This window comes from Pseudomonas sp. 1176_21 (genome assembly GCF_052850635.1).
In genome coordinates, this window is the sequence record NZ_VXCV01000020.1 from 1 (window position 1) to 20,250 (window position 20,250).

Annotated in this window: 8 protein-coding genes; 2 read left to right on the forward strand and 6 right to left on the reverse strand. The window is 63.6% G+C overall.

All coding sequences use genetic code 11. From position 1 onward, the window contains the following. On the forward strand, positions 1-6,171 hold a 6,171-nt coding region (locus FW760_RS25765; protein WP_446444094.1), incomplete at its 5' end, for an amino acid adenylation domain-containing protein. A gap of 61 nt (positions 6,172-6,232) precedes the next feature. Further along, the gene (locus tag FW760_RS25770; protein WP_104572900.1) at positions 6,233-7,189 is read left to right on the forward strand and encodes an alpha/beta hydrolase; all 957 of its coding nucleotides are present in this window, start codon (positions 6,233-6,235) and stop codon (positions 7,187-7,189) included. A 63-nt stretch (positions 7,190-7,252) separates the two neighbouring features. Here FW760_RS25770 and FW760_RS25775 read toward each other — a convergent pair whose 3' ends face one another. From FW760_RS25775 to FW760_RS25800, 6 genes are all read right to left on the reverse strand, one after another. Then, positions 7,253-9,763: a TonB-dependent siderophore receptor gene (locus tag FW760_RS25775; RefSeq protein ID WP_116053330.1), complete on the reverse strand. Its 2,511-nt coding sequence runs from the start codon at positions 9,761-9,763 to the stop codon at positions 7,253-7,255. 106 nt (positions 9,764-9,869) lie between these two features. Continuing rightward, positions 9,870-10,823: a FecR family protein gene (locus tag FW760_RS25780; protein WP_116053327.1), complete on the reverse strand. Its 954-nt coding sequence runs from the start codon at positions 10,821-10,823 to the stop codon at positions 9,870-9,872. Further along, complete coding sequence (locus FW760_RS25785; RefSeq protein WP_116053324.1) at positions 10,824-11,333, reverse strand: RNA polymerase sigma factor; 510 nt, start codon at positions 11,331-11,333, stop codon at positions 10,824-10,826. It abuts the gene before it with no gap. Positions 11,334-11,518: 185 nt separating this feature from the next. Beyond that, on the reverse strand, positions 11,519-14,053 hold the full coding sequence (locus FW760_RS25790; protein ID WP_116053322.1) for a TonB-dependent receptor: 2,535 nt from the start codon (positions 14,051-14,053) through the stop codon (positions 11,519-11,521). A 306-nt stretch (positions 14,054-14,359) separates the two neighbouring features. Next, positions 14,360-17,515, reverse strand: coding sequence for a non-ribosomal peptide synthetase (locus FW760_RS25795; RefSeq protein ID WP_116053319.1), 3,156 nt, complete (start codon positions 17,513-17,515; stop codon positions 14,360-14,362). After that, positions 17,512-20,250, reverse strand: a 2,739-nt coding sequence (locus tag FW760_RS25800) for a condensation domain-containing protein (protein WP_446444095.1), incomplete at its 5' end; no start/stop codon positions are given. The genes FW760_RS25795 and FW760_RS25800, both read right to left, overlap by 4 nt.

Sequence of the window (20,250 nt, forward strand, 5' to 3'; positions counted from 1 at the left end):
GCCGGCGATGCGGCAAGCCCCATCGGCGAGCCGATCCCGGACCTGTCGTGGTACCTGCTCGATGCCGACCTGAACCCGGTGCCAAAAGGCGCCATCGGCGAGCTGTATGTGGGCCAGGCCGGTCTGGCGCGTGGTTATCTCAAGCGTGCCGATCTCACCGCCACACGTTTCGTGCCCGATCCGTTCTCGTCCCGCGGCGAGCGCCTGTACCGCACGGGCGACCTGGCGCGTTATCGCCAGGATGGCATCGTCGAGTACGTCGGCCGCATCGACCATCAGGTCAAGATCCGCGGTTTCCGCATCGAGCTGGGTGAAATCGAGGCACGTCTGGCGCAACAGGCCGCCGTGCGCGAAGCGCTGGTGCTGGCGGTGGACGGGCCGAGCGGCCAGCAGTTGGTGGGCTACGTCGTGCCGCAGGACGCCAATGCCGAGCACACCCAATTGCGTGATCAACTCAAGGCCGGGCTCAAGGCCGAACTGCCGGACTACATGGTGCCCACACACCTGCTGTTCCTGGAGCAATGGCCACTGACGGCCAACGGCAAGCTCGACCGCTGCGCCCTGCCGGCGCCGGATGCGAGCTTGCTGCAGCGTGAATACGTGGCACCGCAGACCGAAATGGAAAAACGCATCGCCACCTTGTGGCAAGACGTGCTCAAGCTGCCGCGCATTGGTCTGGACGACAACTTCTTCGAGCTCGGTGGCGACTCGATCATCTCGATCCAGGTGGTCAGCCGTGCCCGCCAGAGCGGGATCCGCTTCAGCGCCAAAGACCTGTTCCAGCACCAGACCATCAAGAGCCTGGCCAGTGTCGCGCAGGTCGCCGACACCACGCAGCAGATCGATCAGAGCCCCGTGCTCGGCACCACGCCCCTGCTGCCGATCCAGCAACTGTTCTTGCTCAGCGATACCCCCGAACCGCATCACTTCAATCAATCGGTGATGCTCGAACCATCCAGGCCGCTGGATGCAGCCGTACTGGACCATGCCTTGCACGCGCTGCTGGAACACCACGATGCCTTGCGCCTGGTGTTCTCCCTCGACGGCGAACATCCAGGTGCTCGCTACCTGCCAGTGGACCCGACCTGCAAATTGCTGTGGCAGGCCGAAGTCGCTGACGAGCCTGCGCTCAACGAATGGGCCAATCGCGCCCAGGCCAGCCTGAACATCCAGCAAGGCCCGCTGCTGCGCGCCCTGCTGGCGACCCTGCCCGATGGCCAGCAGCGCCTGCTGTTGGTCATTCACCACCTGGCGGTGGATGGCGTGTCGTGGCGCATCCTCTTCGAAGACCTGCAACTGGCCTACCAGCAACGGCTGGTAAACCAGCCGACGAAACTGCCGGGCAAAACCAGCTCGGTCAAGGCCTGGGCCGAGCAGTTGCAAGGCTATGCACGCAGCGAGGCCCTGCAAAAGGAACTGCAGTACTGGCAGGCGCAACTGCAGGATGTACCCACCACACTGCCCTGCGAGCGCCCACACGGCAGCTTGCTGAACCGCCACGCACGCAGCGTGCAAAGCCGCCTCGACACGCAGCTCACCCGCCAACTGCTGCAGGAGGCACCGGCGGCCTATCGCACACAGATCAACGATTTGTTGCTGACCGCACTGGCACGCGTGATCGGCCGTTGGAGCGGCTCGCCAAGCAGCCTGATCGAGCTGGAAGGCCATGGCCGCGAAGACCTGTTCGACACGATCGACCTGACCCGTACCGTGGGTTGGTTCACCAGCGTGTTCCCGGTCAAGCTCACCCCCGCCAGCGGTATGGGCGAGTCGATCAAGGCAATCAAGGAACAGCTGCGCGCCATTCCCAACAAGGGCATCGGCTACGGCGCACTGCGCTTTCTTGGCGATGGGAGCGCGCGTCAGGCCCTGGGCGAACTGCCCGTCCCACGCATCACCTTCAACTACCTGGGCCAGTTCGACGCCAGCTTCGACAGCAATGAGGGCGCGCTGTTCGCACCGGCCGCTGAAAGCACCGGCGCCAACCAGAGTGCCCACGCAACGCTGGGCAACTGGCTGTCGCTCAACGGCCAGGTGTATGGCGGCGAGCTGAGCATGAACTGGAGCTTCAGCAGCGAAATGTTCGAGGAGGCGACGGTTCAGCAATTGGCCGATGCCTTCTGCCTGGAACTGGCGGCCGTCATTGCGCATTGTCGCGACCCGCAGCACAGGGGGCTGACGCCATCGGACTTCGCGCTGGCGCGTCTTAGCCAGCCGCAACTGGACCGTTTGCCAGTACCGTGCAGCGACGTGCAGGACCTCTACCCACTCTCGCCCATGCAGCAAGGCATGCTGTTTCACACGCTGGAGTCCAACGAGGCCAGCCTCTACATCAACCAGATGAGCGTACCGGTTATCGGGTTGGACCCCGAACGGTTCATCGCGGCCTGGAACACCGCGATTGCCCGCCATGAAATCCTGCGCACCGGGTTCTGGTCGGCCAACGAGCTGAATGAGCCGCTGCAAGTGGTGTACAAGCACGCCACCCTGCCGGTGCGTCGCTTGGCCAGGCAAGCCACGACGTTCGATGAAAAGGCCCTGCAACGTATCCTTGAAGCGGACTGCGCCGAAGGCTTCGATCTGCTGCAGGCGCCGTTGACGCGCCTGACGCTGATCGACCTGGGCGAGCACAAGCACCACCTGATCTGGACCAGCCACCACATCCTGATGGACGGCTGGTCCAGCTCGCGCCTGCTCGGCGAAGTGCTGGAGCTGTACCACGGGCGCACGCCACCGGCAAAGCGCGGGCAATATCGCGACCATATCCAATGGCTGCAGAATCAGTCCCAGGCCAGCCTGGAGCAGTTCTGGAAACACAAGCTGCACGACCTTGAAGGCCCGACCCTGCTGGCCGGCAGCATTGCACCGCGTCCGGCCGGCGACCTGCAAGGGCATGCAGCGCTGTACCTGCACTGGGACGAAGCACGCACCCAGCGCCTGCGCGAACAGACCCAGCGCCTGCGTATCACGCCCAACACACTGATCCAGGCCGTATGGCTGCTACTGTTGCAACGCTACACCGGCCAGCCCACCGTGTGCTTCGGCGCCACCGTGGCCGGTCGCCCGGCCAGCCTGCCCGGTGCCGAAGAAATGCTCGGGCTGTTCATCAATACCCTGCCGATCATTCAGACCCCGCAGCCGCACATGCCGCTGGCGCAGTGGCTGCAAGCACTGCAGACCTACAACCTGGAGGTTCGTGACCAGGAGCATGCCTCGCTGGCCGACGTGCAACGCTGGTCGGGGCAGAACGGCCAGGCACTGTTCGACAGCATCATCGTGTTCGAAAACTACCCGGTGGACGACCGCCTGCAGGAAGCCGAGCAGAATCAGTTGAGCTTTGGCGAGGTGAACAGTCGTGACGTCACCAACTTCGCCATGGACCTGGCGATCAACCTGGGCCGCACCCTCAAGATCGAGTTCCTCTACCTGCGCAACCGCTTCACCGAGGCTGCCACGGCGCAGATCCGCACCAGCTTCGAAACCTTGCTCGATGCCCTGCTCGACAACCCTCAAGCAACCCTGGGCAGCCTGTCGATGCTCAGTGCCGACGAACAGCAGGCACTTGCACAACACAATCAACTGGCGCCGCCGAGCCACGACCCGGCGCTGCTGGCCGAGTGCATCCGCAGCCATGCCGAACGGCAGCCGCAGCGTATCGCGGTCACCTGCGCCGATGTGCAGTTGAGCTACGGCGAACTGGAAACCCGCGCCAACCGGCTGGCCCACCACCTGATCGCACAGGGCATCGGCCCTGAAGTGTGCGTCGGCATTGCCTTGGAGCGTTCGGTCGACGTGATCGTGGCGTTCTATGCCGTGATGAAGACCGGCGCAGCCTACGTTCCGCTCGACATCGACTACCCGCAGGAGCGCGTCAAGTGGATCGTCGAAGACTCGCGCATGCCGGTGCTGCTGACGCAACGCTCACTCCAGCACCGGTTTGCCGATGCCGGTGCCGGCACCCTGATCACACTTGACCATCTGGCCCTGGACACCTACCCCGCCAGTTGCCCGGCGCCTCGCGCCGACGCGGACAACCTCGCCTACCTGATCTACACCTCCGGCTCCACCGGCAAGCCCAAAGGAGTGGCCGTCAGCCACGGGCAGATCCGCATGCACTGCCTGGCGATTGCCGAGCGCTACGCGATGGACGCCAGCACCCGCGAGCTGCTGTTCATGTCGTTCGCCTTCGACGGTGCCCAGGAACGCTGGCAGTCGACCCTGCTCGGCGGCGGCCAGCTGGTGCTGCGCGACAACCGCCTGTGGACTGCCGAGGAAACCTGGCAGGCCCTGCACGCGCACAACATCGATATCGCCTGCTTCCCGCCCGCCTACCTGCAGCAACTGGCCGAATACGCCGCCAGCGTCGAAGCGCCGCCACCGGCGGTGCGGGTGTACTGCTTTGGTGGTGACGCGGTGGCCGAGGCCAACTTCGAGCTGGTCAAGCGTGCACTCAAGCCGGCCTATCTCACCAACGGTTACGGCCCCACCGAAACCGTGGTCACGCCGTTGCTGTGGAAAGTCGACGCCAGCCAGCAGTGCGGTGCGGTGTATGCGCCCATCGGCACCCGCGTGGGTCGACGTACCCTGTACGTACTCGACGACCAGCTCAACCCGGTGCCCGACGGCGTGGCCGGCGAGCTGTACCTCGGTGGCGAAGGCGTGGCGCGCGGCTATCACCAGCGTCCCGGGCTCAGCGCCGAACGCTTCGTTGCCGACCCGTTCGCGGGCGATGGCAGCCGCCTGTACCGCACCGGTGACCTGGTGCGCCAGCGCGCCGACGGCGTGTTCGACTACCTCGGCCGACTGGACAATCAGGTCAAGGTGCGCGGTTTCCGCATTGAGCTGGGCGAAATCGAATCGCGCCTGCGCCAGCAACCCGGGGTGACCGACGCGGTGGTGGTTGCACGTGAAACCGGCGCCGGCAAGCAACTGATCGGCTACGTGGTAGCGGACGACGCCGGTGACCTGGGCGAACGCCTGCGCGGTGCACTGCAGGTCGAGCTGCCCGACTACATGGTGCCGGCGCAGATCCTCGCGCTGGCCGCCTTCCCGCTCAACCCCAACGGCAAGCTCGACCGCAAGGCGCTGCCCGACCCGGACTTCAAGGCGCGTGCCTTCATCGCCCCGCGCAATGCGCTGGAGCAGGGCCTGGCGGCCATCTGGCAACAGGTGCTGGAGGTCGAACAGGTTGGCGTTACCGACAACTTCTTCGAACTGGGGGGCGACTCGCTGCGTGTGCTCAAGGTGCTGTCCAGGGTACGTAGCCAGCCGGAGCTGGGCATCGAACTGAAACTGCGCGACCTGATTGGCAAGCCGACCATCGCCGAGCTGTCGGGCTACGAGGCCCAGGTGTCTTCCCTCGACCCGTTGCTGTTGCTCAACAGCCCGGTCGAACAGGCGCGGCCGCTGTTCTGCCTGCACGCAGGCTTCGGCACGGTATTCGACTACGAGCCGCTGGCTCGCCGCCTGGAAGGCCAGCGCAGCGTGTATGGCCTGCAATGTCGAATGCTGCTGGAGCGTAGCTGGGAAGACGAATCCCTCGAGGCCATGGCCATCGACTATGCCCAGTACATCCGCCAGAAACAGGCCAGCGGTCCTTACCACCTGCTGGGTTGGTCACTGGGCGGCACCCTGGCGGTGCTGGTCGCGCAAGAGCTTGAGAAACAGGGCCAGCGGGTGGGTTTCCTCGGCCTGGTGGACAGCTTTCTGCCGTCATCTGCGCCTGCGCAGCCTGCAGCCGATGAGGACTGGAGCGAAGACCTTGGCAGCTTCCTGGGTGTCATCATGGGCGTGCCAAGTGACGCGCTGCCGGTGTTGCAGGTGCGCGCCAGCAGCCCTGCCAACCACCTCGAAACGGTGATTGCCCAGGTGCAGGCCCAGGTCATCAGCGCCTCGGCGTTCGCCTCCATCGGCGCTGAAGAACTGGCCCATACCTTCCGTGTAGCCATGAAACTCAAGGCATTGTCCGAGGCCATCGAGGGGCTCCCCGCAACGCAGGTGCCAGCGCAGTGCTGGTGGGCCAGGGCCGGCGCAGGCCAGACCCAGCTGCGCCTGGTGCAGGCGCAACTCAACGAACCGGTCGCCGCCGGCCATTACGACATGCTCAAGCATCCCGAGCTGCTGCGCCGCGTGCTGGAGCAGTTGCAGGAAAGCCACAGCGTCACCTGTTGATACCACCGCCGCCCCGTCAGCCGGGGCGGCGCTTACCGATAGCTTTGCAAGGAACCTCTACATGCCTCTGGATCCCGACCTCGAAGGCTTCCTGGAACTGGCCCAGATGGGCCGCCTGAGTGGCAAGAGCAGCGCGCTGCACGAACTTGATCTGGCACTGGCGCGCACGCAGTTCGAAACCACCTCGCAAGTGCTCGACCCCTGCCCGCCAGGCGCCATCAACGTCACTACCCTGAGCATTCCAACCCGCGACGGCCAGTCCATCGCGGCGCGTCTTTACCGCGCCGATGCCAGCGACACGGCGTTGCTGCCAACGCTGCTGTTCTTTCATGGTGGCGGTTATGTGGTCGGCAGCCTGGACTCCCATGACTCCATCTGCCGCCGCCTGGCAGCAAGCGGGCGCCAGGCGGTGCTGGCGCCGGCTTACCGGCTGGCCCCGCAATACCCGTTCCCGACCGCCGTGCATGATGCGCTGGATGCCGCCAACTGGCTGGCTGAACAGGCCACGGCGCTGCACCTGGACAACCAGCGGGTGACACTCGCGGGCGACAGCGTCGGCGCCACCCTGGCCACCGTGCTGGCGATCACGGCGGTCAAGCAGCCACAGGCGTTGCAGCTCAAGCCCAGGGCGCAGCTACTGTTCTATCCGGTCACCGATACCTCGCGCCAGCGCGACTCGCATCGCCGCTATGCCCAGGACTACCTGCTCGAGACCGCCACGCTGGAATGGTTCTACCACCATTACAGTGCCGACCCGGCGCAGCACCTGGACTGGCGCGTCTCGCCGTTGCTGGCCAGCGGGCTGGGCGAACTGGCCCCGGCGTATGTGAGCCTGGCCGAATACGACCCGCTGTTTGACGAAGGGCTGGAGTACGCCCGCCTGCTGGAGGCCAGCGGTACTTCGGTGACGTTGAAGGTGCAACAGGGGCTGACCCACGATTTTCTGCGCATGGGCGGGATTGTGGCGGATGTCGAGGCGATCTATACGGCGGTGGACCGCTGGTTGGCCTCGCTGTAGTCGAGGCAGGTGGCGCCCATGAAGAAGCCCGCAGCGTTGCGGGCTTTTTTGTGGCGTTGGCGATTACCAGAACGTACCCCGCAACGTCAGCATGTGGTTACGCGGCTCACCGTACCAGTTGGCGGCAACCGAAGAGCCTACTGTCGAATAATAGGTCTTGTCGAACACGTTGTTGAGGTTGTAGGTGAGGCTCCAATGATCATCGAGACGATACTCGGCCATGGCGTTCCACACGGCGTAGCCTGCCTGGCGATATTCATAGCTTTCGTTGCGAATGACCGCACCTGTGTTGTCCAGCACCGCTGCGGTTCCACTGACATAGTTGGCACTCTGCAGGTTCACCCCGCCGCCGATTTTCAAGTCATTGAATTCGCCTGGCAGACGATATGTGGACCATAGCTTGAACAGGTGTTTGGGGGTCAGGCTGCTGAACACCGTGTCGTCGTTACGATTCTGGTTGTGGTTATAGGTGTAACCCGCCATCAGGCTCCAGTCGGGAAGCAGCTCACCGCTGACCTCCATGTCCACACCCTTGCTGACCACTTCGCCCTGCGTCACATAACAGCAGCTGCCACCAAACGGAACGGTCGTTACCGGATAAGCAGGGTCCAGAACAGCCTCGTGCTCACGCTTGGTGTAATACAGAGCGAAGGAGGTGTTGACGGCACCGCCCCACAGCTCCCCCTTGATACCGGTTTCGTAGGTCTTGCCGGTCATGGGTTCGATCGAATTGCTGGATTCGGTACCCGGTGCAGGCGTTGGGCCTTCAAGCTTGTTCTGCTGTGGCTTGAAGATTTCCGAATAGCTGGCATACGCCGACCACTCATCATTCAGGTCATATACCACGCCACCATATGGAACCACCTTGGTGGGCTCTCGGGTAGAAAGATAAGCCGGTGCAACGCCCCTTTCCTGATACGTCTGATAGAACTTGTACCGTTGCGCACGAGCACCAACGATCAGGTGCAGAGGTTCGGCCAGTTGCAGCCGCAGGGTCGAGTAGAGACCGTACTGGATCTGGGTATTGGGGTTGTAATCAGCCAGCCAATCCTTGGTGGTGGGTGGGTTTGGCCACGGAGTGGAACCGGGATCGAACACGTTGATTGGCTCGAAGGCGCCTGCCAGTTGCCCGGTGCCCCTCCATTGACTGGTGATTCGCTGATGATCTGCCCCCATCAAAAACTCATGCTGGCGATCGAACAGGTTGAATTTACCCGCCAGGTTAACGTCCGCCAATTGCTGATCGCTGCGGTAGCGCGCCACACTGCCGAAGCGCGTTGCCCCGGTGCCCGTCACCGGGTTGACACTGCCCACGTTGAACGCGCGCTTCTGCAACCCGGAGTCCTGAGTCTGGGTGTAACTGACGTTGAGCTTCCAGTCATCCGACAGCTCGTGGTCGACCTTGGCAAACACCTCATCCGACCGACCGTCCTGGAACGCCCAGCTCTCGCTCAGGTTGGTATGGCGCGGCAAACCAAGATCCTTGCCGTCGCTGTAGCGAGGCAGGCCGGCGCTGGCACCGTTCTCATTGATACGCTCGGAACGTCCACCGATGGTCAGGCGTGTGCTGGGCAACACGTCCGCCTCCAGGATGCCGTAAAGCGTAGGGCTCTGCGAACTGCGCTCATCCATGAAGTACTGCCTGTCGGTATAGGCCGCTACTAGTCGCCCCCTCAGCTTGCCGTCGAAGCCCATCGGCCCCGTGATGTCGACCTGGCTACGGTAGTTGTCCCATGAACCCGCAGACGCCTCGAACTTCAATTGATAGGTGTCCAATGGGCGCTTGCGCACCAGGTTGATGATGCCACCGGGGTCGCCCGTACCACCAAAAAGGCCTGAAGCACCACGCAGTACTTCAACGTGATCGAACTCGGCCAGGTTGTAGACCTTGCTTGAATAGAAGCTGCCCGCTGTAGTGCCCAGCGCCATGGGGGCTGCACCATCGATCTGGATGTTCTCGATGGCAAAGCCGCGGGAGTAGAAGTCGTTGATGCGCTCGTTCGAGTTGCGCACAGTGATACCCGGCGTCATCTTCATGGCATCGGTCAAATCGACCATGCCCTTGTCCTGAATCACCTGATGGGTAATGACCGAAACCGACTGCGGCGTCTGGCGCAGGCTGGTCGGGGTCTTGGAGCCGACACTGGTCAGGCTGGGCGTATAGGAACCGGTATTCTCGGTCATCTGCCCCATGCCCTGGCCCTGGATGGTGGTGGTACCGAGTTCCAGAGCCGCCCCCAGCGCAGGAGTTCTTTCGACCAGGATCACATCGCCGCTGAGCCTGGCGCTCAAGCCACTGCCCAACAACAATCGATCAAGCCCCTGCTGTACCGCGTAACGCCCGTGCAGCCCTTGCGAATGCTGGCGGGTCACTACTTCACTGGCAACCATCAGGCGCAACCCCGCCTGATCGGCAAACCGCGTCAGTGCCTGGTCAAGCGGGCCTGGCGCAACATCGAAGACCTGCTCAACGGCGTGTTGGTGATCCACCGCCCTGGCCGGTAGGCTGACACCCACGCAGCTCGCTGTCACGATCGCCAGGCTCAAGGCGGTTTGTCTGATCAGATACGGCATAACGCTCCCCTGCTGAAATCAGCGAAATAAAAATCAATCTCGAAAGGAAAGACGTCAGCCCTCTGAAACCCGACAGTGGCAACAATCAATTATTTCTGCGCAGGCCCTACTTTTGCCGTGCGTCGTCTCGCTCGATCACGGTCAACCATGGGAACTGCCGCACGCGTAGCGGCAAGGTGCGCTGCAGCAATTGCAACTGGGCGTGAGTGTCATCGGTTGCAACGACACCGGTGACCGGCAAGCGGCGCAGGTCGTTGTCGCGCACCCAGATCAGGCCGCGGTGGTAGTGGCCGATCTGCTCCAGCACCTCACCCAGCGGCTGCTGGTTGAACACCAGGCGGTCGCGACGCCACGCGGTTGCCGATGCGATATCCACCGCTTGCGCATCCTCCAAGCCGTGCGGACCGAACTGCACCGCCTGGCCGGCGTCAACGTCAACAGCCTGCGCATCCCCCTCGAGCGTCACCCGCACCGAATGCTCGGTCACCACCATCCGCACCTGCTCGCCCTCGCGTCGCACATCGAAGCCGGTACCCAGCGCGCGCATGCGCCCGTTGCCAGCCAGTACCTCGAACGGACGCTGTGCATCGGCTGCGACCTGCACGAAGAGCTCCCCGGCGTACAAACGCAACACCCGGCGATCGCCTTCCAGATCTATATCCACACGCGTGTGCGGCGCCAGCTCCAGGCGCGAGCCATCGGCCAGGTTCAACGTGCGGTGCTCGCCCAGAGCGGTCACCTGGTCGGCTACCCAACCTTGGGTTTGAGCCTGCCAGTAGAGCCCCCCCGCAAGGCTCAAGGCTATTGTCAAACCCAACAACGGCACCCTGCGCGACGATGCAGGCGGCCGCTCCAATGCACTGCCCAGCCGCTCCCACAGGCGCTCCGCCGCGTGGGCGGCATGCTGGTGTTGCGGTGATGTTTCGCACCACTGCAGGTAGGCGTCCCAGGCAGGCGCCTCGGCGTCGCCCGAATGCAGGTCGACCAACCACTGCAAGGCCTGCTCGGTCAGCACTGTGGATGTCTTGCCTGAACAAAAACCGCTGCTCTCGCGCCTCATTCAGTCATCTATCATTTCGAGGCGTCGAGCACAGTGCAGCAAGGCGCTCATGATGTACTTGCTGACCATGCTCACCGAGACCCCGAGCCGCTCGGCGATGGCCGCATGGCCCAGCCCTTCGAGGCGATTGAGCAGCAGGGCCTGGCGGCAGTTGACGGGCAATTCGTCCAGGGCCTGCTGCAACAGCATCAGTTGCTGGCGCAACTCGAACAGCGCGGCGGGTCCCGGACATGGATCGAGCAGTTCATGCTCGACCTCGTCAAGCGAGCCGACCGGCCCACGCCGAGTGCGGCTGCGCCCCAGGTCGATGATCAGGTTGCGCAGCACGCGGATCAGGAAAAAGCGCGGATTGGCAATCGAATGCGTGCGCTGTTGACGGTCAAGGCCGACGTAACGCACGAAGGCGTCCTGAGTGAGGTCTGCCGCCATTTCCCGATCGCCCAGGCGGCGGTAGGCAATCTGCTGCAGTTCGCGGTGATAGAGGCGAAACAACCGATCCAGATTATCCAATGCACACTCCAGAGCGATCCATGTGCAGGAGCACAGGTGGCGGGAGCGCTAGGGTACGAATTTTGAGAATCGTTCGCAATATCAAAAAACATTGACGTCATGCAGGAAGCGGACGACCGCCGTTTAAGCCGCCACCGCCCACAAAAAAGCCCGCATCAGAACGGGCTTTTCGAAAAGAGTGCGGATTACCAGAACGTACCACGCAACGTCAGCATGTGATTGCGCGGATCGCCGTACCAGTTGCCCAGTGCCGAGGAGCCGACAGTGGAGTAGTACTTCTTGTCAAACGCGTTGTTGAGGTTGTAAAGCACCGACCAGTGATCATCAAGCCGGTACTCCGCCATGGCATTCCACACCGCATAGCCGGCCTGGCGGTAGTCGTAGCGCTCGTTGCCCACCACTGCGCCGGTGGCAGGGTCCAGTACCGATGCCGAACCGTTGACATAGTTCGCGCTCTGGAGATTGACCCCACCGCCTATCTTCAGGTCATTGAAGTCGCCTGGCAGACGGTAGGTCGACCACAGTTTGAACAGGTGTTTGGGCGTGACCCCGCTGAACACATCACCGTTGTTGCGGTTACGGTTGTTGTTGTAGGTATAGCCGGCAATGACGCTCCAGTCCGGCAACACCTCACCACTGACCTCAAGGTCGATGCCCTTGCTGACCACCTTGCCCTGGGTCAGGTAGCAGCAGTTGCCTCCGAACAGCACCGAGGTCAACGGGTAGGCAGGGTCTTCGACGGCCTGGTTTTCGCGCTTGGTGTAGTACAGCGCGATCGAGGTGTTCAACGCACCGCCGAACAACTCGCCCTTGATACCGGTTTCATAGGTTTCACCGGTCATGGCCTCGACCGGGCTGCCCGGCAGCGGTCCTTGAAGGTTACTTTGCTGCGGCTTGAAAATTTCCGAGTAGCTGGCGTATGCCGACCACTCCTCATTCAGGTCATACACAACACCGCCATAGGGCACGACCTTCGTCGGTTCACGGACCGACACGTCCGAGGCCACTGACCACGCCCCGGTGCTGCCATCGAACTCGCGGTAGACCTGGTCGAACTTGTAGCGTTGCACCCGGGCGCCGACGATCAGGTGCAGCGGATCGGCAACGTGCATCCGCAACGTGGAGTAGAGCCCGTACTGCACTTGCGAGTTGGGGTCATAGTCGCTGACCCAGTCCTTGCGGATAGGTGGTTCGATCCAGGGGGTCGACTTCGGGTCGTAGACATCGATGGCGCCAAAGGCACCGGCCAATTGTGGCGTACCCTGCCAGCGGCTGGTGATGCGCTGATGGTCGGCGCCCATGAGGAATTCATGCTCACGGCCCAGCAGGTCGAATTTTCCGGCAACGTTCACGTCCCACAGTTGCTGGTCGCTCCGATAGCGAGAGTTCGAACCGAGCCACATCGGGCCGAGCCCGGTGACCGGGTTGAGCGCGCCCACGGAAAAGGAGCCTTTTTTCATACCCACATCTTGCGTCTGGGTATAGCTCAGGTTCACTTTCCAGCGGTCAGACAATTCATGGTCGATCTTGGCGAACAGTTCCTGCGAGCGGCCATCCTGATAAGCCCAGCTCTGGCTCAGGTTGGTATGGCGTGGCAGGCCCAGATCACCGCCGGTGCTGAAACGCGGAAGCCCGGTTCCCGAACCGTTTTCATGAATACGCTCGTAACGCCCGCCCACGGTCAGGCGAGTGCTGGGCAGCACGTCGGCCTCGAGCACACCGTAGATCGTGGGCAGCTCGGTGCTTCGTTCGTCGAGAAAATACTGCCGGTCCGTGTAGGCGGTGACCAATCGTCCGCGCAGTTTTCCGTCGAAGGCCATAGGGCCGGTGACATCCAGTTGCGTACGGTAGTTGTCCCAGGAACCGGCCGATGCCTCGACCTTCAATTGATAGGTGTCCAATGGGCGCTTGCGCACAAGGTTGATGATGCCGCCCGGATCGCCAGTGCCGCCGAAAAGACCCGAGGCCCCACGCAGGACTTCGACGTGATCGAACTCTACCAGGTTGTAGTTCTTGTTCGAGTAGAAGCTGCCTGCCGTGGTACCCAGGGCCATGGGCGCCGCTCCATCGATCTGGATGTTCTCGATGGCAAAACCTCGAGAAAAGTAGGTCGACAGCCGGTCGGTGGAATTCTGCACGGTAATGCCTGGTGCAATCTTCATGGCATCGGTCAGATCGACCATGCCCTTGTCCTGAATCACCTGATGGGTAATGACCGAAACCGACTGCGGCGTCTGGCGCAGGCTGGTCGGGGTCTTGGAGCCGACACTGGTCAGGCTGGGCGTATAGGAACCGGTATTCTCGGTCATCTGCCCCATGCCCTGGCCCTGGATGGTGGTGGTATCCAGTTCCAGCGCAGAGTTTGAAGCGGCTTCATTGGTCAGCAACACCGTGTTGTCTTCGATGCGATACCTCAGCCCGGCATTGCGCAGCAGCTGCTCCAGCGCCTGCTGCGGCTCCATGGTGCCCACCACGGCCGGGGCCTTCTTGCCAGTGACCAGGTCAGGCCCGTAGAGAATCTGCAAACCGGTCTGGTTGCCCAGATCGATCAGGGCCTTCTCCAGGGATTGGGCGGGGATATTGACCGCCACACTCTGTGCATACACACCGCCGCTGGCACCCAGTGCCACCCCCAACACGATGATGGAAGCCGAAGTACGCCAGGTGGCCAGTGAATTTTTCAGCACACGTGGTGCACGCCTTTTTTGCTCAACCTTCATAGTGTTGGATCACCCCAGATATCATTCGTCGGAAGATCGTCGCCTCTTCAGGGCCACTGATCAGTCAATGGGCATTCCTTGCTGCCACTTCCGCGCCAATGCCTAAGGGGCACGCAGGCCGGACTTCCATCGGATTCTTCGTGGAACCCAATGGAAGACGAATTAAAAATGAAAAATTTAGGAATCGTTCACATTTTCAGTACAGACATACTGAAAAAAGATAGCGCACCGTCTTGCACGGCAGCTGAAACGTCACAGCGAACGGAGCCCATCGACGTCGATGGGCTCCGGCAACACGGACGCGCCTCAGGCGCTGGCGTTCTGCGCCTTGGCCAGCAACTGTGCACGCTGCTCGGGGGTCATGCTGTCCAGACGTAACCGTGCCGCCGCCAGTTTTTCCAGTTGCCCGGGGGCGGCCTCCTGCGAGCGCAACGCCTGCGCCAACGCTGCCACGCTGGGGTTGTCGAACACCACGCCGGGGTGAACATCACACTGCAGCAACTTGCGAATGCCCGCCACCAGCTTGATAACCAGCAACGAGTGCCCACCGGCAGCGAAGAAGTCCTGCTCCACGCTCAGGCGCTCCAGCCCCAGCAGTTGCGCCATGCGGCTGGCCAGCAGTTCCTCGACGGCATCGCGCGGCGCCACACAGGCCACCTCGGCAGTGGCCAACGGACGCTGCTGCAATGCCTGTCGATCGACCTTGCCATTGGCCAGGCGCGGCATCTGCGCCAGTACCTGTACATGGCGTGGCAGCATCGGCGCCGGCAGCCTCAGGGCCAGTTGCGCCGTCACTGCGGCAGCCGCCTCCTGACCTGCGCCCTCACGCAGCACCAAGAAGGCCACCGGCTCGGCGTCGACCAGCACCGCAACCGCCTCGCTGACCTGCGCCAGGCTGGCCAGCTGCACTTCGATTTCCGCCAGTTCGATACGAAACCCTCGCACCTTGACCTGCTGGTCGCGCCGGCCATACAGCTGTACACCGCCCTCGGGACGGTAGCGTGCCAGGTCGCCGCTGCGGTACAGTCGCTCACCCGGCTGCAGCGGATGCTCGATGAACACCTGTGCCGTCTGCTCGGGCGCATTCAGGTAGCCACGCGCCAGTTGTCGTCCACCGATGTACAGCTCGCCCAGTTCGCCAATGGCGACCGCCTGAAGGTGCTCATCCAGCACCAGCACCTGATTGTTGGGCAGCACCTCGGTCAAGGGCACACTCCCTGCGTCCATATCCGCCGCTGTCACCCGATGCACCAACACACCCACGGTGGTTTCGGTAGGCCCGTAGTGGTTGAACACGCGACAGTCCGGACGAATCTCGGCAATGCGCTGCAGCAGCGGGACGCCGATCGCTTCACCGCCCAGCACCAGGGTCGCCGGCAGGTGCGGCGCCTGGGCTTCGAGCAACGCGGCCAGGTGCGAGGGCACGATCTTCAGGCAGTCGATGGCCTGCTCACGCATGAAATGCGCGAACGCCTCGGGCGACTGGATGCTGTCGTCGTCGGCTACATGCAGCGCTGCACCCAGGTACAGCGCGCCCAGCAGCGCGGTGTTGCCAAGGTCGGCAGCCACCGTGGAACTCAGTGCGAAGTGACGGCATGCATCGAGTTGCAGTTGCTGGCACACCCCGGCGGCGTAGTTGAGCAACTGCTGATGCTCCACCACCACGCCTTTGGGCGTGCCGCTGGAGCCGGAGGTGAACAGCACATAGGCGACATCGGTCGCACTGAGCGCAGGGCTGGCCACATCGCCGTCGACGTGGCCCAGCAGCGCGATGTCCTGCACGACCACACCCTGCCCGGCCAGTTGGGCCAGTTGCGCCTGCTCGGTCAGCACCAGGCCTGGCTGTGCCTGTTCCAGCATCTGCAACTGCCGTGCAACCGGCCATTGCGGGTCCAGCGGCAAGTACGCGGCGCCCACCCGCCAACAGGCCAGCATGGCCACCACCCATTGCGTCGAACGTGGCAAGGCCAGCCCCACCCGCCCACCCTGGCCCACGCCGAGTGTCACCAGGTCGAACGCCAGGCGTGCCACGCGCTGTTCAAGTTCGGCGTAGCTCAGGGTCACGCCGGCACTGACCAGCGCCGGAGCGTCCGGGGTGATGGCGGCCCACTGGGCGATGCGTTCGGGTAACAGCACCCGGTCTTCCAGCGCACGCACTGCGGGGTTGAGGGCAAGCAGCGCGGCGTTGTCCGCAGCCCCCGAGAGGTTGAGCCGGCCCAGGGCCTGTCGACTGTGCGCGGCGATGCTGTGCAGCAGCGCCTGGTACTGTCCGAGCAGCACTTCAAGACCGACCTGGCTATAGCGCCCCGCTTCGGCGTCAAGACGCAAGGCCGTGTCGCTGACGCTCAGCAGCAACTCGAACCGGGGCTGTGCTTCGGCCAGGCGGGTCGCCTGCCACTGCGCAGTGCCGACAACCTGCTCCAGCAAGGCAGCGCGCGCGGCAAAGCCGTAAAGTGGGTTTTCATACGCCACCGGCAGGTTGCCTGCGGCATATTCCTGCCAGGTCGCATGCTGCTCGAGCTGCGCCGCCAGGTCGGTAACCCACGCTTCGAAGGGTTGCTCCTGATCAACATGCACTACCAGCGGCAGGGTTTTCTCGAACACCCCGATGCTGTTCTCGAAGAACGCGTAATCCTTGCGCCCGTCGTGGCGCCAGCCACCGACAAACCGATGGCGCCCGCTGATGCGTGCCAGCAGCGTCCACCAGGCTGCCTGCAGCACGGTGTCCAGCGTTACCCCCAGGCGTTGCGCCAGACCAGCCAGCTGCGCCTGCAACGGCTCCTCCAGCGTAGCCTCAAGCTTGAGCGCGGCTGCGGGCTGGGCCGTGGCACGGCGGTATGGCAAACAGGGCGCAACGCACGCTTCGCTGGCCGGCAGGTGCGCCTGCCAGTACGCCTTGGCGGTGTCGGCATCTTCGTCGAACAGCACTTCGCTGCGCCACTCCAGGTATTGCGCAAATTGCCCCGGTTCCTCGTCGTCGACCGCAGCAGCGTGCAGGTAGGCCTGTACCAGCGCGTCGAACATTACCTTGAGGCTGCCGGCATCACCGACAAAGCGGGCCAGCGCCAGCACCAGCACCCACCGCCCCTGCGTCACACGCGACAGCAAGGCCTGCACGAACGGGCCTGCCGCAGGCCAGGGCTCGGCGAGCCACGCCTCGGGCGCCGCATCCGGCTGCACCTGCAGGTCGAACACCTGCACCGATGCCTCGGGCATGAACTGGCGCTGGCCGTGATAGCCGGCCACGCTGCCCAGGCGCATGGCCAGGGCGGCGTGTCGCGCCAGCAGGCTGTCCAGTGCCTGCTGCAGGCGCGGCACATCCGGCTCGCCGTGGATATCGACGCGCAGGCAATGCGCGATGGCCTCACGCCGTGCACCGGCATTCAATGCCGCGACCCAGGTTTCCTGCTCGGGAAGCAGGGCCAGGCCTGTGTCCTGTGTTTCCAGCTGTGCCGTGCTCATGCGCCCGCCTCGTCCTTTGCCATCGTCCGCTGTTGTGTGTCAGGCAGCGCCTCCAGGGCACTGCGTTCGATCATCTCGCCCATCGCCACGACAATCTTGCGCGGCCCCTCGAAGGGGTCGCGAGCATGGGCGGCAAGCATGTTGTCGAGCAGAATCACATCACCCTTGCGCCACTCGAAACGCACCGCGCATTCCTCGTACAGGTCGCCGATCTGCTGCATGACCTCGTCCTCGATCGGCGAACCGTCGCCGTAGTAAACGTGACGGGGCATGCGCTGCTCGCCGAACAGTGCCAGCAGGTCTTCGCGCACATCCGGGTCCAGGCAGTAGATGTGGTGCAACTGCACCTGGTTGAAGAAGCTCTTCTCGCCCGTGACCGGGTGGCTGATGATCGCCGGGCACGGCGTGCGGATCTGCAGTTCGTCGTTGTCCAGCCAGGTCCACTGGATGCCCGCCGCACTGCAGCGCGCCTCGACCTCGGCACGCACCTCGGTCTTGAAGAAGTGCTGCCACGACACATCGAGCTTGTCGGCAAAGGTGCGCACGTACAGCAGGCCCTTGCCCTCGAAGCGCTCACGCAGCTCGGTCGGCAGCTTCTGGTACATCAGACGGCAGTCCACCACCGGGGTGGCGCCCCCCACGGGTGAAGGCTGCTCACAGAAGAACAGCTGCTTGCGCGGCCAGCGATCCTGATGCGCGCTTTCGTTGTGGAAAAGAATCATCTTCTTCTCCGGATACGGCGTCGAACGGTAGGTGTTCTTGCCGCCTTCCTTCTTCGGCAGGTCACCGTACTGGCCATACAGGCCAGGCTGCACGGCTTCGGCAAAGGCTTCGAAGGCGTGGATATCGCGCAGGGCGAAACCACGGAACAGGATGCCGGCATGCTGGGCAAGCTTGTGCTCCACCAGTGGGCGGTTGTGCTCGATCCACTGGATCAGGTCCAGCCCCGGGTCGGTCGGTTCCCACAGCAGCGGGAACGCCTGGCCCGGCACCATCAGGCTCTCGCGCATGGCGGCTACCGCAGGGCGCGCTGCCGGCCCCTGGGCCTTCTTCAGAAACTTGCCCAGTTTGTCGGCCTTGCTCGGTGCAGCGGGTGTTGCAGGCGCAGCCACAGGGGCCGCGGTATGGGTAGGCATGTTGATTTCCCCTAGACGTTTATCTGGATCACGCACCATCTGTTCGAGAATGGTCATCCAGCCTTTCACGCAGAGCTCGATACGTTCTTGTTGGAATAAGTCGCTGGCGTACTGCCAGGTGCCATGCAACTGGTCGGCCTCCTGGTCGATGAACAGGGCCATGTCGAACTTGGAGTAGCCACCGCCCATCGGCAGTGCCTCGACCCGCACCGCGTCCATCGCCGCCTGGCGCACCGGTAGGTTGTTCATCACGAACAGCACCTGCACCAGCGGGTTGGCGCCCTTGTGCCGAGGCGTCGCGGCAGCCTCGACGATCTGGTCGAATGGCAACTCCTGGTGTTCGAACGCACTCAGTGCGGTGTCCTGGACCTGGGCCAGGTACTGGCGCACCGACAGCTGCTCCTGCCAGCGTGAACGCAGCGGCAGCACGTTGATGAAGAAGCCGATCAGGCCTTCCAGTTCAGGCTGCGAGCGCCCCGCCACGTCCGCCCCGACCAGCACGTCGTGGCTGCCACTGAGCCGGTGCAACATCACCTGGAATGCCGCCAGCAAGGTGCTGTAAAGGGTGACCCCGGCGGTACGTGACAGGCCCTTGAGCTGCTCGTGCAGGGCCGTCGGCAGGCTGAAGTGCAGGTCGCGACCGGTATGGCTGGCCTGGGGCTTGCGCGGGTGGTCGGCCTGCAATACCAGCAGCCCGTCGTGACCGGCCAGGGTGCGCTGCCAGAAGGCAGCCTGTTCGCGCATCGCTCCCGCCTGCTCCAGGGCCTGCTGCCACTGGGCATAATCGGAATACTGCAAGGGCAAGGGCGGCAACGGCGTCTGGATCCCGGCCTTGAGGCGGGCGTAGACCTCGACCACTTCGTTGCTCAGCAGCGCCAGCGACCAGCCATCGGAGATGATGTGGTGCATGCAGAACAGCAGCACGTGGCGCTCCTGACCCAGGCGTATCACCTGGCCACGCAACAGCGGTGCCTGCACCAGGCTGATGGGCTGGCGGGCATTGTGCTCGATCGCCTCGGCCACCCTCGCCTCCTGCTCCCCTGCTGGCAGCATCGACAGATCCAGCAGCGGCAGAGGCAGCGGCACGTCTGTGCTGACCACCGCCAGTGGATCACCGTCGTCATCGGCCACATACGCGGTACGCAGTACTTCATGGCGACTGATCAACTGCGCCAGGCTGGCTTCGAGCAGCGGCACCGACAGTTCGCCTTCCAGGCGCAGCGCCAGGGGCATGCCATAAGCGCCGCTGGGCGCTGCGAACTGCTCGACCACCCACAGCCGACGCTGGGCCAGCGACAGCGGCGCCGTGGCACGCTCGCCGTAGGCCTGCAGGCTCGGCAGCGCCGCGCGCGACCGGCCATCGCGCTGAGCCAGCAAGGCGGCGAAGGCACCGAGGGTCGGCGTGCCGAACAGGTCACGCAAACCCACCTCGACACTCAGCACCTGACGCAGCCGCGCCACCACCTGGGTAGCCAGCAACGAGTGGCCACCCAGCTCGAAGAAGTTGTCGTCGCGACCAATCCGCGACAGCTCCAGCACCTGCTGCCAGACCTGGGCAATCCTCTGCTCCAGATCACCTTGCGGCGCCACGTACTCGGC